Raw genomic sequence first — 13,855 nt, 5'->3', positions numbered from 1 at the left:
ACAGCTGCGTAATCACTGAACAAGCACGGAGCTTATGATCAGCAGCACGATGGCCGGCAACGCCCGATTAGACACGTCGCTTACCCCTGCGCGGTTGCGGGTGACGGGCGACTGGACGCTTGCCCATTACGCTGACCTCAAGCTGTTGAGCGAAAAACTCCAGGGCCGGTACGACGCCAACACCCCCATCGACCTCAACGGACTGGGTGCCCTCGACACCGCCGGCGCCTCGCTGTTGGTCGAGTTGCTTGGCTCCGAGCGCCTCGGCCGCACCGCCGAACATCCTGATTGCACACTCTCCACCGCCGACCGGGCGTTGCTGCAAACCGTCTACTGCTCGTTGACCGACTTCTGCGTACCGATCAAGGAACCGGAAGTCAGCGTATCCATTCAGTTGCTGACCCGCATTGGCCGCGCGGTGGACGCCGTCTGGCAGGACACCCTGCAACTGCTGGGTTTCGTCGGCCTGATCATCGAAACCATCGTCCGCGGCCTGTTCCGGCCCAAACGCTGGCGCGTCACACCAATGATCGCGCACATCGAACAGACCGGCCTCGATGCCGCCCCAATCGTTGCCCTGCTGACCTTTCTGGTGGGCGCGGTCGTGGCGTTTCTCGGGTCGACGGTGCTGGCCACTTTCGGTGCCACAGTCTTTACCGTGGACCTGGTGGGATTCGCCTTCCTGCGCGAGTTCGGTGTGCTGCTGACCGCGATCCTGATGGCCGGGCGCACCGCCAGTGCGTTCACGGCGCAAATCGGTTCGATGAAGGCCAACGAAGAAATCGACGCCATACGCACCCTGGGCCTCGACCCCGTGGAATTGCTGGTGGTGCCGCGGGTCCTGGCGTTGCTGATCGCCCTGCCGATGCTGACCTTCCTGGCGATGCTGTCGGGGATTATCGGCGGTGGCGTGGTCTGCGCCGTGGCGCTGGATATCTCGCCGGCGATGTTCATATCGCTGCTGCAAACCGACATCGGCGTTCAGCACTTTCTGGTGGGGATCGTCAAAGCGCCGGTCTTCGCCTTCCTGATCGCCGCGATTGGTTGCCTCGAAGGCTTCAAGGTCAGCGGCAGCGCTGAGTCCGTGGGCGCCCACACCACGTCGAGCGTGGTGCAGTCGATTTTCGTGGTGATCGTGATGGATGCGATAGCCGCGATGTTTTTCATGGAGATGGGTTGGTGAGTCGTATCCCCCGAGCGCCCTCCGAGGCGGTGATTGAGGTGCGTGGGTTGTGCAACCGCTTTGGCCGCCAGAGCGTGCACGAGAACCTCGACCTGGACTTGTACAAAGGCGAGATCCTCGCCGTGGTCGGCGGTTCCGGCAGCGGTAAATCGGTGCTGCTGCGCAGCATTGTCGGGTTGCGCCAGCCCAGCGAAGGGGTGGTGAAAGTCTTCGGCAAGAACCTGCCAACCTTGTCGGAGCACGAGCGCTCGCTGGTGGAACGACGCTTTGGCGTGCTGTTCCAGAAGGGTGCGCTGTTCTCTTCACTGACGGTGACCGAGAACGTCGCCCTGCCGCTGATCGAACACGCCGGATTGAGCCGCAACGACGCCGAGCACCTGGCGGCGGTGAAAATGGCCCTGGCCGGATTGCCGCTGTCGGCGGCGGAGAAATACCCCTCGTCGCTGTCCGGCGGCATGATCAAGCGTGCCGCACTGGCCAGGGCACTGGCACTGGACCCGGACATCCTGTTTCTCGACGAACCCACCGCCGGCCTCGATCCGATTGGCGCCGCCGCGTTCGACCAATTGATCCTGACCCTGCGCGATGCCTTGGGCCTGAGTGTCTTTCTGGTGACCCACGACCTCGACACGCTTTACACCATCACCGACCGGGTGGCGGTGCTGGCGCAGAAAAAAGTGCTGGTGGCGGACGCCATCGACAAGGTGTCGGAAACCGACGATGCGTGGATTCACGAATACTTCCATGGCCCTCGCGGCCGCGCGGCATTGACGGCCGCCCAACAGCTCAAAGAGGTCTGACATGGAAACCCGAGCCCATCATGTATTGATCGGCCTGTTCACGGTGATTGTGGTGACGGCCGCACTGCTGTTCGGCCTGTGGCTGGCCAAGTCCAGTGTCGACACCGAGTTCAAGGACTACGAGGTTGTGTTCAACGAGGCGGTCAGCGGTTTGTCCAAGGGCAGTTCGGTGCAGTACAGCGGGATCAAGGTCGGCGACGTCATCTCGTTGCGCCTGGACCCGAAAGACCCGCGCCGGGTGCTGGCGCGAATTCGTCTGGCCGGCGATACCCCGGTCAAGGAAGACACCAATGCCAAGCTGGCCCTGACCGGTGTCACCGGGACCTCGATCATCCAGCTCAGCGGCGGCACGCCACAGAGTCCGACGCTCAAGGGCAAGGACGGCAACCTGCCGACCATCGTCGCCTCGCCCTCGCCCATCGCTCGCCTGCTCAATGACAGCGAAGACCTGATGGCCGGGGTGAGCACGCTGATGCATAACGCCAACCTGATGTTCTCCACGGAAAACATCGAGCGCATCAGCAACACCCTGGAGCATCTGGAGCAAACCACCGGAACCATTGCCGAGCAGCGCGGTGATATCCGCCAGGCCATGCAGCAACTGGCCTCGGTCGGCAAACAGGCCAACAACATGCTGGAACAGACCACGGCGCTGATGCGTAATGCCAATGGGTTGCTCAACGAGCATGGCAAGGAAGCGCTCGGCAGCGCCGAACAGGCGATGAAATCCCTGGAGGAGAGCAGCGCCACCCTCAACAAACTGATCACCGCCAATCAGGATTCGCTCAACAGCGGCATGCAGGGCCTCAATGGTCTCGGCCCGGCCGTGCGTGAAATGCGCGAAACCCTGACCTCGTTGCGCACCATTGCCAAACGACTGGAGGCCAACCCCAGCGGTTACCTGCTGGGCAGTGAAAAGACCAAGGAATTCACGCCATGAAGCTGATACGGATTGCCCTCCTCGCTGGCTTCACGCTGATCAGCTCGTGCTCGATCCTGCCCAAGCCCGAACCCTTCGAAGTCTATCGATTGCCATCGGCCCAGAGCGCATCGGCCAGCCATGGCACACCGCAGCGCTGGTCGCTGCGCCTGAGCAAACTTCAATCCAGCGAAGCCTTGAACAGTCCGAACATTGCCGTGATTCCTCAGGGCGACCTGATCAGTCACTACCAGGGCTCGCGCTGGAGCGACCCGGTGCCGGTGCTGGTGCGCAATCGATTGCTGGACGGTTTTCAGCATGACGGGCGGGTACCGCTGTTGAGCACCGATGACAGCATTTTCCAGACCGATCTTGAATTGGGCGGCAACCTGCAGGCCTTCCAGACGGAATACCAAGGTACGAATGCCAGTGTGATCGTGCGTCTGGATGCGTTGCTGGTGCGCAGCTACGACCAGCGCATCCTCGCCAGCCGCCGCTTTGAAGTGCGCCAGCCACTCAGCGATGTGCAGGTCCCGGCGGTGGTGGCCGGGTTTGGTCAGGCGAACGATCAGTTGACCGCGCAGGTGGTGAACTGGGCAGTGGAGCAAGGACAGAAACTCGCCCCGCCGCACTGACCCTGAAGAAGAAACACAGTCCCCTTGTGGGAGCGGGCTTGCTCGCGAAGAGGGAGTGCCAGCCGACATTAATGTTGCCTGATACACCGCCTTCGCGAGCAAGCCCGCTCCCACAGTTGATTTGTGTCGACCTTATCAGCGCTGCAAAAACGCCTGATGCAACTCAGCCAGCGTTTCAAAGTGATACGCCGGCGCCTCGGCGCTCAATTCTTCGTGGCTGCCGAACCCGTAACCCACCGCCGCCGCATCCAGGCCATTGCTGCGTGCGCCGATCAGGTCGTGCTTGCGGTCGCCGATCATCAGGGTGTTGGCCGGGTCCAGGCCTTCTTCGGTCATCAGGTGTGCGATCAGCTCGATTTTGTTGGTCCGGGTACCATCCAGTTCGCTGCCGTAAATCACTTTGAAGTGCTTGGCAAAATCGAAATGCCGGGCGATTTCCCGGGCGAACACCCACGGCTTTGAAGTGGCGATGTACAGCTGCCGCCCTTGTCCGCTCAGGGTCTCCAGCAACGGTGTGACACCATCGAACACGCGGTTTTCGTACAAGCCGGTGACCTTGAAGCGCTCGCGATAAAAATTCACCGCCTCCCAGGCGCGGGCTTCATCGAAGTCGTAGAACTGCATGAACGCCTGCAACAGCGGCGGGCCGATGAAGTGTTCGAGTTTGGTCAGGTCCGGCTCATCGATACCCAGTTTGCTCAAGGCGAACTGGATAGAACGGGTGATGCCCTCGCGCGGGTCGGTCAGGGTGCCATCGAGGTCGAACAAAACGGTTTGGTAATGCATGTTGAATCCTGAATAAGGGGCCGGATCAAAGCGAGTCGTAGCCTTCGGCCAGATGCAGGTCCTTGAGCTTCACGTAGTTCGCCGCGCTGTAGGTGAAAAAGGCGCGCTCCTTGTCAGTCAGCGGGCGGATCTGCTTCACCGGGCTGCCCACATACAGGAAGCCGCTTCGCAGGTGCTTGCCCGGTGGCACCAGGCTGCCGGCACCGATAATCACGTCATCGTCGACCACCGCGCCGTCCATGACGATGCTGCCCATGCCGATCAACACCCGGCTGCCCACCGAACAGCCATGCAGCATGACCTTGTGGGCGATGGTCACGTCATTACCAATCAGCAACGGAAAGCCATCGGGGTTGAACGGCCCGGCATGGGTGATGTGCAACACGCAGCCATCCTGCACGCTGGTGCGCGCGCCGATGCGGATGCGGTGCATGTCGCCACGGATCACCGTCAGTGGCCAGACCGAGCTGTCTTCGCCGATTTCAACGTCGCCGATCACCACCGCCGAGCGGTCGACAAAAGCGCCTTTGCCAAGCAGCGGCGTATGGTTCTGATACTTGCGAAGGTTCACGATAGGGTTTCTCTCTGTCGCTGATAGCTGCGGTAAGTGTCGATTGTAATTAAGATGGCTGCATGATTCTCCAGCCAAGGTATCAACCGTGAGCGTGAACAACCCTCTTTTGCAGTCCTACGACCTGCCGCCGTTCTCCGCCATCCGCGCCGAACACGTACAACCGGCCATTGAACAGATCCTGGCTGACAACCGTGCCGCCATCGTCGAGATTCTCAAGACCCAGGCCAAACAGCCAACGTGGGCTGGCCTGGTGCTGGCGATGGATGAACTCAACGATCGCCTGGGCGCCGCCTGGAGCCCGGTCAGCCACCTCAACGCCGTGTGCAACAGCGCCGAACTGCGTGAAGCCTACGAGTCGTGCCTGCCGGCCTTGAGCGCCTATGCCACCGAACTGGGCCAGAACCGCGAACTGTTCAAGGCCTTCGAGGCCCTGGCCAGCAGTCCTGAAGCCGCCGGTTTCGAGGTGGCGCAGAAAACTATCCTGGAACACTCCCTGCGTGACTTCCGTCTGTCGGGTATCGACCTGCCGGAAGCCGAACAGAAGCGTTACGCCGAAGTGCAGAGCAAGCTGTCCGAGCTGGGCAGCCGTTTCTCCAACCAGTTGCTCGACGCTACTCAAGCGTGGACCAAGCACATCACCGATGAAGCCGCCCTCGCCGGCCTGACCGATTCGGCCAAGGCGCAAATGGCCGCCGCGGCTCAGGCCAAGAATCTGGACGGCTGGCTGATCACCCTGGAATTCCCGAGCTATTACGCGGTGATGACCTACGCCCAGGACCGGGCCCTGCGTGAAGAGGTTTATGCCGCGTACTGCACCCGTGCGTCGGACCAGGGCCCGAATGCCGGCCAGAACGACAACGGACCGGTCATGGAAGAAATCCTCGACCTGCGTCAGGAACTGGCAAAACTCTTGGGGTTCAGCAGTTTCTCCGAGTTGAGCCTGGCGACCAAAATGGCCGAATCCAGCGATCAGGTGCTGACCTTCCTGCGCGACCTGGCCAAACGCAGCAAGCCATTCGCCGTCCAGGATCTGGAACAGCTCAAGGCCTATGCTGCCGAACAAGGCTGCCCGGATCTGCAAAGCTGGGACAGCGGTTTCTACGGCGAAAAACTCCGTGAACAGCGTTACAGCGTTGCCCAGGAAGCCCTGCGCGCCTACTTCCCGATCGACAAGGTGCTCAGCGGCCTGTTCGCCATCGTCCAGCGCCTGTACGGCATCGAGATCGCCGAACTCAAAGGCTTCGACACCTGGCACCCGGATGTGCGCCTGTTTGAAATCAAGGAAAACGGCCAGCACGTCGGCCGCTTCTTCTTCGACCTCTACGCCCGCGCCAACAAGCGTGGCGGTGCCTGGATGGACGGCGCACGCGACCGTCGCCGCACGGCTGGCGGTGTACTGCAAAGTCCGGTGGCGAACCTGGTGTGCAACTTCACCCCGGCCGACAGCGGCAAGCCTGCACTGCTGACCCATGACGAAGTCACCACCCTGTTCCATGAATTCGGCCACGGCCTGCATCACCTGCTGACCCGCGTCGAGCATGCTGGTGTGTCCGGCATCAACGGCGTGGCCTGGGATGCTGTCGAACTGCCAAGTCAGTTCATGGAAAACTGGTGCTGGGAGCCGGAAGGTCTGGCGCTGATTTCCGGTCATTATGAAACCGGCGAACCGCTGCCTCAGGACCTGCTCGGGAAAATGCTCGCGGCGAAAAACTTCCAGTCGGGCCTGATGATGGTCCGCCAACTGGAATTCTCTCTGTTCGACTTCGAGTTGCACGCGACCCACGGCGACGGCCGCAGCGTGCTGCAAGTGCTCGAAGGCGTGCGCGACGAGGTCTCTGTGATGCGCCCGCCAGCTTACAACCGCTTCCCCAACAGCTTTGCGCATATCTTCGCCGGTGGTTATGCCGCAGGTTATTACAGCTACAAATGGGCTGAAGTGCTGTCGGCCGATGCGTTTTCGAAGTTCGAAGAAGAAGGCGTGCTCAATGCCGACACCGGTCGTGCTTTCCGCGAAGCAATCCTGGCGCGTGGCGGTTCCCAGGAACCGATGGTGCTGTTCGTCGACTTCCGTGGCCGTGAGCCATCGATTGACGCACTCTTGCGCCACAGCGGCCTGAGTGAGGGCGCGGCAGCATGAGTGAGGGACCTGTGATTACGAAAAAACGCTTTATCGCCGGGGCGGTCTGCCCGGCATGCAGCGAGCCGGACAAGTTGATGATGTGGAACGAAGACCAGGTCCCGCATCGTGAGTGCGTGGCCTGCGGTTACTCCGACACACTCAATGAACAAGGGCTGTCGGTGCCCAGGGAGCTGGGTACGCGGGTTAATACCACCGCGCCCAAAGCCCCGGAAACCAAGGTTCAGACGGTTCAGTTCTTCCCCAACCCGAAACTGAAGAAAAAGCCTGATGAACAGCACTGAGTGAAAAAATCCCCGTTGCGCAATGCAACGGGGTTTTTTATTCGATATGAGCGGACTTGAACCAGCTCTTCATCGAGCACGCGGCGAACGGGCTGGTGCTGCAATCGCCCTTGGCCAGAGCCGTGCGCAGTTTTTCCACGTCGGCCTGCATCATGTAGCGGATGCCGTCCTTGAAGTGGGTACTGTCACCAAAGCCGCCCTGGGTCATTTCGTTCAGGGCCTCTTCCTTGGTCCAGCCCTGGATGACAACCCGGTACATGGCCGCCATCAGGCCGGTACGGTCGGAACCGTGTTTGCAGTGCATCAAAACCGGGCCTTTGGCTTCGGCAGACTTGATGGCGCGCAAGGCCTTGAGCACATCGGCGTCATCCACGTGGTTGGTGCGATAAGGCAGCTGTACTTGAGTGATGCCCGGCGTGGACAACCAACTGGAGTCCGCTTCAGGCAGGAAGTTGATCACCGTCCCGACCTTGAGCTTCTCCAGCAGCGGCACCGCCCCTTTGTCCGGCAAGGCGCTGCGATAGAGGGTTGGCGACATTTGAAAGAGGTTGTACTGCTTCTCGACCGGTTGAGCCCATTCTGCCGGACGGTGCATCGCGCTGTCGTCAGCAAATGCCGGTGTCAGGTTAACGAGTGCGACCAGCGACAGGCATATTGCAGATAAAAAACGTGATAGAGGCATGCTTGAGCGACCGTTCAGAAAGGGACGGGAAGATGCTGACAAGGATCAGGCATGCACGGTCAAAGGCCTGTGAGCGGACCGTCAAAGAATCGTGAAGTCCCTGCCCGGAAAGTCGCTACGCCTGACCGAGCCTACAGTTCCAACTTGATGAATGCCTTGAGCAATGCCTCCAGGGCCGTCCCGTAGTCATGAATTTGGCCTGTCAGAGGGTTACGGCGCGCACCTTGAAACCGGGAGCCGGAATCCAGAGACTCGGTTTCGAGAACATCGAGGCTGTACAATTTTTGATCGTCTTCATCAAGCTCCGATATCTCGACGCCTATTCGAAACTCGGGGGGGCAGCAGGAAGGCGATAGAGATATCCCGCGAATTCAGAAGTTATTATTGTTTGATGAAAATAGGCGAGCGCGAGATCTGTCACGATGCCGATATCTTTTTCGTCAATGTTACTGTCTGAATTAACATTGATTTCAGAGTTGGTGCGTGGGTGAGGGTATCGCGGTTTGGTTGATTTGTTGCGTCGGAACAGTTGTTTGGTCCTATTGGTTTTACAATTACTTGTACATCGTTTGATATTTCCATTCGTTGCAAGAAAGCGCCTGTTTTGGTGAGTATTGGCATTTTACCCTCGTGATTATCTTGAATGCATGCAGTCGTCCACATGCATCCGAAATCAGCGGTCAGGAGTCAAGGGTTGACGATACTGGCGTAGGCCTTGGCCAGTGCCTGCAGTTTGGCTTTGTCGGTTGCACCGATGGTCCCGTCTCCATCGACATCCTTGCCGACGGACTTGATACTGAACGAACTTCCACGGTCTGTGGAGACAGCCGTGTAAAACTCAGAGTCGACCAAACTTTCAACTTGGGTTTCATTTTCCGCGTCCCAACTTAGTTCTTTTCGAGCCAGTTGTAGCGAAACCAGTGTATTGGGCTCCGAAGGACCCGGTTGCAGGAGTTGCAGAAAGATGCCGCGCTGATTGAAGAAAGACATTAATAAATCCTTTTATTTGTTTGCTGTTGAGGGTGTTGCTTGTTGGGTTGAATATACGGGCGGGTATTGAGTCCAGCCACTGACTATATGTTTCCTTAGTTTTCTCTTCATTTATTGAACAAGTAAGTTCATGACAACAGCCCAACTGTCAATTGAAGGTCTGAGCGGTACTGGTCGCCAGGTGCGACGTCGGTTACTGTATGGATATACAGATACAGGACTACGCCGATGATCAGCTCTCTGCCTCCCCGTGGCCGCGGCACCGCGACCAATCCGCACAACCGCTTCGCCCCCAGCCATTCGGTGGCAGAGGACGACGGCTGGTACCAGGAAGTACCGCTCACCCAAGGCACCGAGGTGCGTATTGAAACGGCGAAAACCATCATTACCCGTAACACATCGCCGGATTTGCCCTTCGACCGTTCGATCAATCCCTATCGCGGCTGCGAGCATGGTTGCATTTATTGCTATGCGCGCCCCAGTCACGCCTATTGGGACATGTCACCAGGGCTGGATTTCGAAACAAAACTGATCGCCAAGACCAACGCCGTGGATGTGCTGGAGGCGCAGCTGTCCAAGCGTGGCTATCAATGTGCACCGATCAACCTCGGTTCCAACACCGATCCGTATCAGCCGATCGAGCGTGAATACAAGATCACCCGGCAAACCCTCGAGGTACTCCTGCGTTACCGGCACCCGGTGACCATCGTCACCAAGGGCTCGCTGATTCTTCGCGACCTGGACCTGCTGACCGAGCTTGCCAGCCAAAGACTGGTGGCGGTAATGATCAGCCTGACCACCCTGGACGACGAACTCAAGCGCATCCTCGAACCCCGCGCCGCAGCGCCCAAGGCCCGGTTGCGGGCGATCAGGGTCATGCGCGATGCAGGCATTCCGGTGGGCGTGCTGTGTTCACCGATGATTCCGATGATCAACGACAGTGAGCTCGAAAGCCTGCTCGCCGAGGCCCATGCGGCCGGGGCGCAAAGCGCTGCTTACATGATGTTGCGCCTGCCGCTGGAAGTGGCGCCGCTGTTCGAAGAATGGCTGGGCGCCCACTATCCGCAACGGGCGGCGCATGTGTTGAGCCTGATTCGCCAGAGCCGTGGCGGTGAACTCTACGACAGCCGCTTTGGCGCTCGAATGCGCGGCGAAGGCCCCTTCGCCGACCTGCTGGCACAGCGCTTTGCCAAAACCATCAAGCGCCTGGGGCTCAATCGACGGGAAGGCTTTAACCTGGATTGCGACGCCTTTTGTCCGCCGGGTCGCCAGATGTCGTTGATTTGAGGACAATTGGCCTATGGTTGAGTACTGAGGAGCGCGCTCACGCATTAGGCTGGTCACGTTTTTTGTGACCTGGAACACACGTCCTAGAGCGTTTCATTCAGTTTGAATTAAGATTCGGTCGCTAACTTGTTCATCGAGTGACTGATGGGTCGAGCTGTTTGACCTGGATGTTTTTCAACCAGCCACTGGCTTCACACCGGACAACACGGGATGGCTCCCTGAGCCCGTCAATGAGGATGAATCATGAGTGATAAGGATAAACAGCCGTTGGCTGCATCGGCTTCGCCCGAACCCGAGGCGGAAACCGCCGATGCAGCGTTGCAGCATATCGTTGACGGCTTTTTGCATTTTCATCATGAGATCTTTCCCCAGCAGGAAGAACTCTTCAAGAAACTCGCCACGGCCCAGCGGCCGCGAGCGATGTTCATCGCTTGCGCCGATTCGCGCATCGTTCCCGAATTGATCACCCAAAGCTCCCCCGGCGATCTGTTCGTGACGCGCAATGTCGGTAACGTCGTACCGCCTTACGGGCAAATGAACGGTGGTGTTTCCACGGCCATCGAGTACGCCGTACTGGCTCTGGGGGTGCATCACATCATCATTTGCGGGCATTCCGATTGCGGCGCCATGCGTGCGGTGCTCAACCCGCAAAGCCTGGAAAAAATGCCCACGGTCAAAGCCTGGCTGCGTCATGCCGAAGTGGCCAAGACCATGGTGCAGGAGAACTGCAACTGCTCCAGCGAAAGCGAAAGCATGCACATCCTCACCGAAGAGAATGTGATCGCCCAGTTGCAGCATCTGCGCACCCATCCGTCGGTGGCCTCGCGCATGGCCAACGGTCAGTTGTTCATTCACGGCTGGGTCTACAACATCGAAACCAGCGAAATCAAAGCCTACGACGCCGATAAAGGCTGTTTCCTGCCGCTTAATGGCAGCCTGCCAATTCCCGTAGCGACGCCCAAAGCGCGCTTTTAAATCCTCCTAAATCGTTGTGTGGTTCAGCCGAGGCTGCCGTTCAGGCAGCCTGGCTTTGCCATGCCTGAAGAAAACTTCGGGAGACTCACCATGCGTGCTGCTCGACTCAAAGCTGTTCTGCCACGGGAGCTGCTGGCTTCGGTGGTTGTGTTTCTGGTCGCCCTGCCCCTGTGCATGGGCATTGCGATTGCCTCGGGCCTGCCGCCGGCCAAAGGTCTGATCACCGGGATCATCGGTGGTCTGGTTGTCGGTTGGTTGGCCGGCTCGCCGTTGCAAGTCAGCGGCCCGGCGGCGGGCCTGGCGGTTCTGGTATTCGAACTGGTCCGCCAACACGGCATCGCCATGCTCGGGCCCATTCTGGTGCTGGCGGGTTTGCTGCAACTGTTGGCCGGTCGTTTGAAGCTGGGCTGCTGGTTTCGGGTGACGGCGCCGGCGGTGGTGTACGGCATGCTGGCCGGGATTGGCGTGCTGATCGTCCTGTCTCAGGTGCATGTGATGCTGGATGCCGTGCCCAAACCCTCGGGCCTGGATAACCTTGCGGCCTTCCCGGCGGTACTGGCTCAGGCGTTGCCCACGGTTGGCTGGCAAGCTGGCTTGCTCGGCTTGTCGACGATTGCCGTCATGTGGCTGTGGGAAAAACTCCGTCCGCAATCCCTGCGCTTCATTCCCGGGGCGCTACTGGGTGTCGGTCTGGCCACGCTTGCCAGCCTGGTGCTGGCGTTGCAGGTCAAACGGGTTGAGGTACCGGCCAATTTGGCGGAGGCCATCGACTGGCTGAAACCGGCGGATCTGCTCAACCTGGCGGATCCGACCTTACTGATCGCCGCGTTTGCCGTGGCCTTCATCGCGAGCGCCGAAACCTTGCTCTCGGCCGCGGCGGTTGATCGCATGCACAGCGGCCAGCGTTCGGACTTTGACCGGGAGTTGTCGGCGCAAGGTATCGGCAACATGCTGTGTGGCCTGCTTGGGGCATTGCCGATGACCGGCGTTATCGTGCGCAGTTCGGCGAATGTTCAGGCCGGAGCAACCACGCGGTTTTCGACCATTTTCCACGGCCTGTGGCTGCTGGCGTTCGTGTTGTTGCTGTCCAGTGTCCTGCAAAGCATTCCGGTGGCGAGCCTGGCGGGTGTGCTGGTGTATACCGGTTTCAAACTGGTAGACCTCAAGGTCTTTCGCGGATTGGGCCGGTATGGCCGGGCGCCGATGTTCACTTACGCGGCAACTGCGCTGGCCATCGTTTTCACGGACCTGCTGACTGGCGTGTTGATTGGCTTCGGCCTGACGCTGGTGAAACTGGCGCTGAAAGCCTCGCGCTTGAAGATCAGCCTGATCGACCTGCCTCGGGAAGGGGAAATGGAATTGCGCCTGGTGGGCGCGGCGACTTTCCTGAAAGTGCCGGCGCTGACCCGGGTGCTGGACAGCATTGCGCCGGGCACTACGGTGCATGTGCCACTCAACAATTTGAGCTACATCGATCACTCGTGTCTGGAGTTACTGGAGGAATGGGATCGGGCGAATGCGGCCAAGGGGTCGAAGCTGTTGATTGAATCGCGGGGATTGAAGCGTCGGCTTGAGGGGCGGGTGCGGACCAATACCGGCGTCGGCGCGGCTGGCTGAGGTACCTGTGTGGGAGCGGGCTTGCTCGCGAAAGCGGCGTGTCAGTCGACATCAACGTTGAATGATTGACCGTATTCGCGAGCAAGCCCGCTCCCACAGGTTTCAGGGATCAAGCCGCCGGCTGATCCAGTTCCAGGCCTACGCCCAAACGGCGGGACATGCACGGCCAGCGTTTCCACGCGGCGCCGGTGTCCGGGCTGTTGAGCTTCTCACGGTAGGCTTCCACGGACTCCAGTGCGAAACTTTCGTCGTTAAGCATCTCGTCAAAGGCGTGATGCACTACTTCATCCAGTTGGTTGGCAAATTCCTCACCGATCAATTGGTGAGCAATCAGGTTGGCGACAGTCATGTCCAGGGGGATCAGTGGCTGGCCGAAATGTTTGATGTACAGGTCGTTGACCTCTTCGACAAACCGGTGCGCCAGATAGGCTTCATCCAGCAGGCTGTCGAGCCCGACATGGCCGGCCATGATGGCTGGCGGCTGGAGGAAGTACTGCTCGGCGATATTCAGCACCGGTTTGATCTGTGACTCAATGCCCGCTTCCCTGGCGACCTCATTGGCTGCATCCAGCAGATCGGGCACTTCTTCGATGTAGGCGGCGACAAACCGCGTCAGTACGCCGTTGGTATCGGTCTGCGGCAATTGGATCGCCGGGTGAAGGTGAGGCAGTTTACTTTCCAGCTGACGCGTCAGCAGGCCGGTCTCGGCTTCGTGTTGTTGGGCTTGTTGGATCTGCTCGCGCAATGCGGCGGTGTTCATGAAAACTCCAGGAAACAAGGCAATGAAATAGGGAAGACATAACTTAGCTGGCTTACGAAAAATGCTAAGACGCATTTGTCATAATTATTTCATCCTTGAGACAGACCCGTTATATCGATTAGCCACCACTCGTCTGCATCCTTCTCCATTCGTGCCCTGCAAAGCAAGTTAATGCTGTTTCAGATGATTTACGCCTTCGCGTTGCGAGGTCAGAGGTGCTGTCTAT

14 protein-coding genes are annotated in these 13,855 nt (G+C 59.2%); 9 read left to right on the top strand and 5 right to left on the bottom strand.

Annotation, left to right across the window (positions count from 1 at the left end):
• Positions 1-34: 34 nt before the first annotated feature.
• Genes ABIA48_RS14795 through ABIA48_RS14780 form a run of 4 tightly spaced genes read left to right on the top strand, consistent with a single transcriptional unit; the run spans position 35 to position 3,537 of the window.
• Positions 35-1,183, top strand: a complete 1,149-nt coding sequence (locus ABIA48_RS14795; RefSeq protein WP_429489574.1) for an MlaE family lipid ABC transporter permease subunit — start codon at positions 35-37, stop codon at positions 1,181-1,183.
• Positions 1,180-1,983 (top strand): ABC transporter ATP-binding protein, encoded by an 804-nt coding sequence (locus ABIA48_RS14790; protein ID WP_008002262.1) that lies wholly within the window; start codon positions 1,180-1,182, stop codon positions 1,981-1,983. The genes ABIA48_RS14795 and ABIA48_RS14790 overlap by 4 nt, the downstream gene beginning before the upstream one ends.
• Before the next feature lies 1 nt (position 1,984).
• A complete protein-coding gene (locus tag ABIA48_RS14785) occupies positions 1,985-2,923 on the top strand; it encodes an MlaD family protein (protein ID WP_429489572.1) in 939 nt (312 codons plus the stop codon).
• Complete coding sequence (locus ABIA48_RS14780) at positions 2,920-3,537, top strand: ABC-type transport auxiliary lipoprotein family protein (protein ID WP_429489570.1); 618 nt, start codon at positions 2,920-2,922, stop codon at positions 3,535-3,537. Before ABIA48_RS14785 ends, ABIA48_RS14780 begins: the two co-directional genes overlap by 4 nt.
• Positions 3,538-3,672: 135 nt before the next feature.
• Here ABIA48_RS14780 and ABIA48_RS14775 read toward each other — a convergent pair whose 3' ends face one another.
• Together ABIA48_RS14775 and ABIA48_RS14770 are read right to left on the bottom strand one after the other, a co-directional pair.
• Positions 3,673-4,323 carry an HAD family hydrolase gene (locus ABIA48_RS14775; protein WP_429489568.1) on the bottom strand — a complete coding sequence of 217 codons (651 nt, stop codon included), beginning with the start codon at positions 4,321-4,323 and terminating at the stop codon, positions 3,673-3,675.
• Between the two features lie 25 nt (positions 4,324-4,348).
• On the bottom strand, positions 4,349-4,894 hold the full coding sequence (locus tag ABIA48_RS14770) for a gamma carbonic anhydrase family protein (RefSeq protein ID WP_429489566.1): 546 nt from the start codon (positions 4,892-4,894) through the stop codon (positions 4,349-4,351).
• 88 nt (positions 4,895-4,982) lie between these two features.
• Between ABIA48_RS14770 and prlC the strand changes: the two genes are divergently transcribed.
• Together prlC and ABIA48_RS14760 are read left to right on the top strand one after the other, a co-directional pair.
• On the top strand, positions 4,983-7,034 hold the full coding sequence (gene prlC, locus ABIA48_RS14765) for an oligopeptidase A (RefSeq protein ID WP_429489564.1): 2,052 nt from the start codon (positions 4,983-4,985) through the stop codon (positions 7,032-7,034).
• Positions 7,031-7,318: a YheV family putative zinc ribbon protein gene (locus tag ABIA48_RS14760; RefSeq protein ID WP_429489562.1), complete on the top strand. Its 288-nt coding sequence runs from the start codon at positions 7,031-7,033 to the stop codon at positions 7,316-7,318. Before prlC ends, ABIA48_RS14760 begins: the two co-directional genes overlap by 4 nt.
• Before the next feature lie 37 nt (positions 7,319-7,355).
• On the opposite strand, the gene ABIA48_RS14755 is transcribed toward ABIA48_RS14760, so the two are convergent.
• Complete coding sequence (locus ABIA48_RS14755; protein WP_429489560.1) at positions 7,356-8,000, bottom strand: dual specificity protein phosphatase family protein; 645 nt, start codon at positions 7,998-8,000, stop codon at positions 7,356-7,358.
• Positions 8,001-8,687: 687 nt separating this feature from the next.
• Positions 8,688-8,990, bottom strand: coding sequence for a hypothetical protein (locus ABIA48_RS14750; RefSeq protein ID WP_429489558.1), 303 nt, complete (start codon positions 8,988-8,990; stop codon positions 8,688-8,690).
• A gap of 228 nt (positions 8,991-9,218) precedes the next feature.
• Here ABIA48_RS14750 and ABIA48_RS14745 point away from each other — a divergent pair, with 228 nt between their 5' ends.
• The 3 genes from ABIA48_RS14745 to ABIA48_RS14735 all read left to right on the top strand — a co-directional run bounded on the left by ABIA48_RS14745 (position 9,219) and on the right by ABIA48_RS14735 (position 12,869).
• Positions 9,219-10,277: a PA0069 family radical SAM protein gene (locus ABIA48_RS14745; RefSeq protein ID WP_007992199.1), complete on the top strand. Its 1,059-nt coding sequence runs from the start codon at positions 9,219-9,221 to the stop codon at positions 10,275-10,277.
• A 243-nt stretch (positions 10,278-10,520) separates the two neighbouring features.
• On the top strand, positions 10,521-11,252 hold the full coding sequence (locus tag ABIA48_RS14740) for a carbonic anhydrase (RefSeq protein ID WP_007992201.1): 732 nt from the start codon (positions 10,521-10,523) through the stop codon (positions 11,250-11,252).
• A gap of 90 nt (positions 11,253-11,342) precedes the next feature.
• Positions 11,343-12,869, top strand: coding sequence for a SulP family inorganic anion transporter (locus ABIA48_RS14735; protein ID WP_429489555.1), 1,527 nt, complete (start codon positions 11,343-11,345; stop codon positions 12,867-12,869).
• 109 nt (positions 12,870-12,978) lie between these two features.
• On the opposite strand, the gene ABIA48_RS14730 is transcribed toward ABIA48_RS14735, so the two are convergent.
• The gene (locus ABIA48_RS14730) at positions 12,979-13,629 is read right to left on the bottom strand and encodes a hypothetical protein (protein WP_429489554.1); all 651 of its coding nucleotides are present in this window, start codon (positions 13,627-13,629) and stop codon (positions 12,979-12,981) included.
• Positions 13,630-13,855: the final 226 nt, after the last annotated feature.

It is taken from the genome of Pseudomonas sp. S30_BP2TU TE3576 (assembly GCF_050436025.1).
Taxonomy (GTDB): domain Bacteria; phylum Pseudomonadota; class Gammaproteobacteria; order Pseudomonadales; family Pseudomonadaceae; genus Aquipseudomonas.
This window is presented reverse-complemented; position numbering and strand designations above follow the sequence as displayed.

What these genes read in the sequence shown, in the direction of transcription:
- ABIA48_RS14760 (WP_429489562.1), top strand. Translation starts at nt 7,031, where the DNA reads ATGAGTGAGGGACCTGTGATTACGAAAAAACGCTTTATCGCCGGGGCG.
- ABIA48_RS14775 (WP_429489568.1), bottom strand. Translation starts at nt 4,323, where the DNA reads ATGCATTACCAAACCGTTTTGTTCGACCTCGATGGCACCCTGACCGAC.
- ABIA48_RS14755 (WP_429489560.1), bottom strand. Translation starts at nt 8,000, where the DNA reads ATGCCTCTATCACGTTTTTTATCTGCAATATGCCTGTCGCTGGTCGCA.
- ABIA48_RS14795 (WP_429489574.1), top strand. Translation starts at nt 35, where the DNA reads ATGATCAGCAGCACGATGGCCGGCAACGCCCGATTAGACACGTCGCTT.
- ABIA48_RS14750 (WP_429489558.1), bottom strand. Translation starts at nt 8,990, where the DNA reads ATGTCTTTCTTCAATCAGCGCGGCATCTTTCTGCAACTCCTGCAACCG.
- ABIA48_RS14735 (WP_429489555.1), top strand. Translation starts at nt 11,343, where the DNA reads ATGCGTGCTGCTCGACTCAAAGCTGTTCTGCCACGGGAGCTGCTGGCT.
- ABIA48_RS14780 (WP_429489570.1), top strand. Translation starts at nt 2,920, where the DNA reads ATGAAGCTGATACGGATTGCCCTCCTCGCTGGCTTCACGCTGATCAGC.
- ABIA48_RS14745 (WP_007992199.1), top strand. Translation starts at nt 9,219, where the DNA reads ATGATCAGCTCTCTGCCTCCCCGTGGCCGCGGCACCGCGACCAATCCG.
- ABIA48_RS14785 (WP_429489572.1), top strand. Translation starts at nt 1,985, where the DNA reads ATGGAAACCCGAGCCCATCATGTATTGATCGGCCTGTTCACGGTGATT.
- ABIA48_RS14740 (WP_007992201.1), top strand. Translation starts at nt 10,521, where the DNA reads ATGAGTGATAAGGATAAACAGCCGTTGGCTGCATCGGCTTCGCCCGAA.
- ABIA48_RS14730 (WP_429489554.1), bottom strand. Translation starts at nt 13,629, where the DNA reads ATGAACACCGCCGCATTGCGCGAGCAGATCCAACAAGCCCAACAACAC.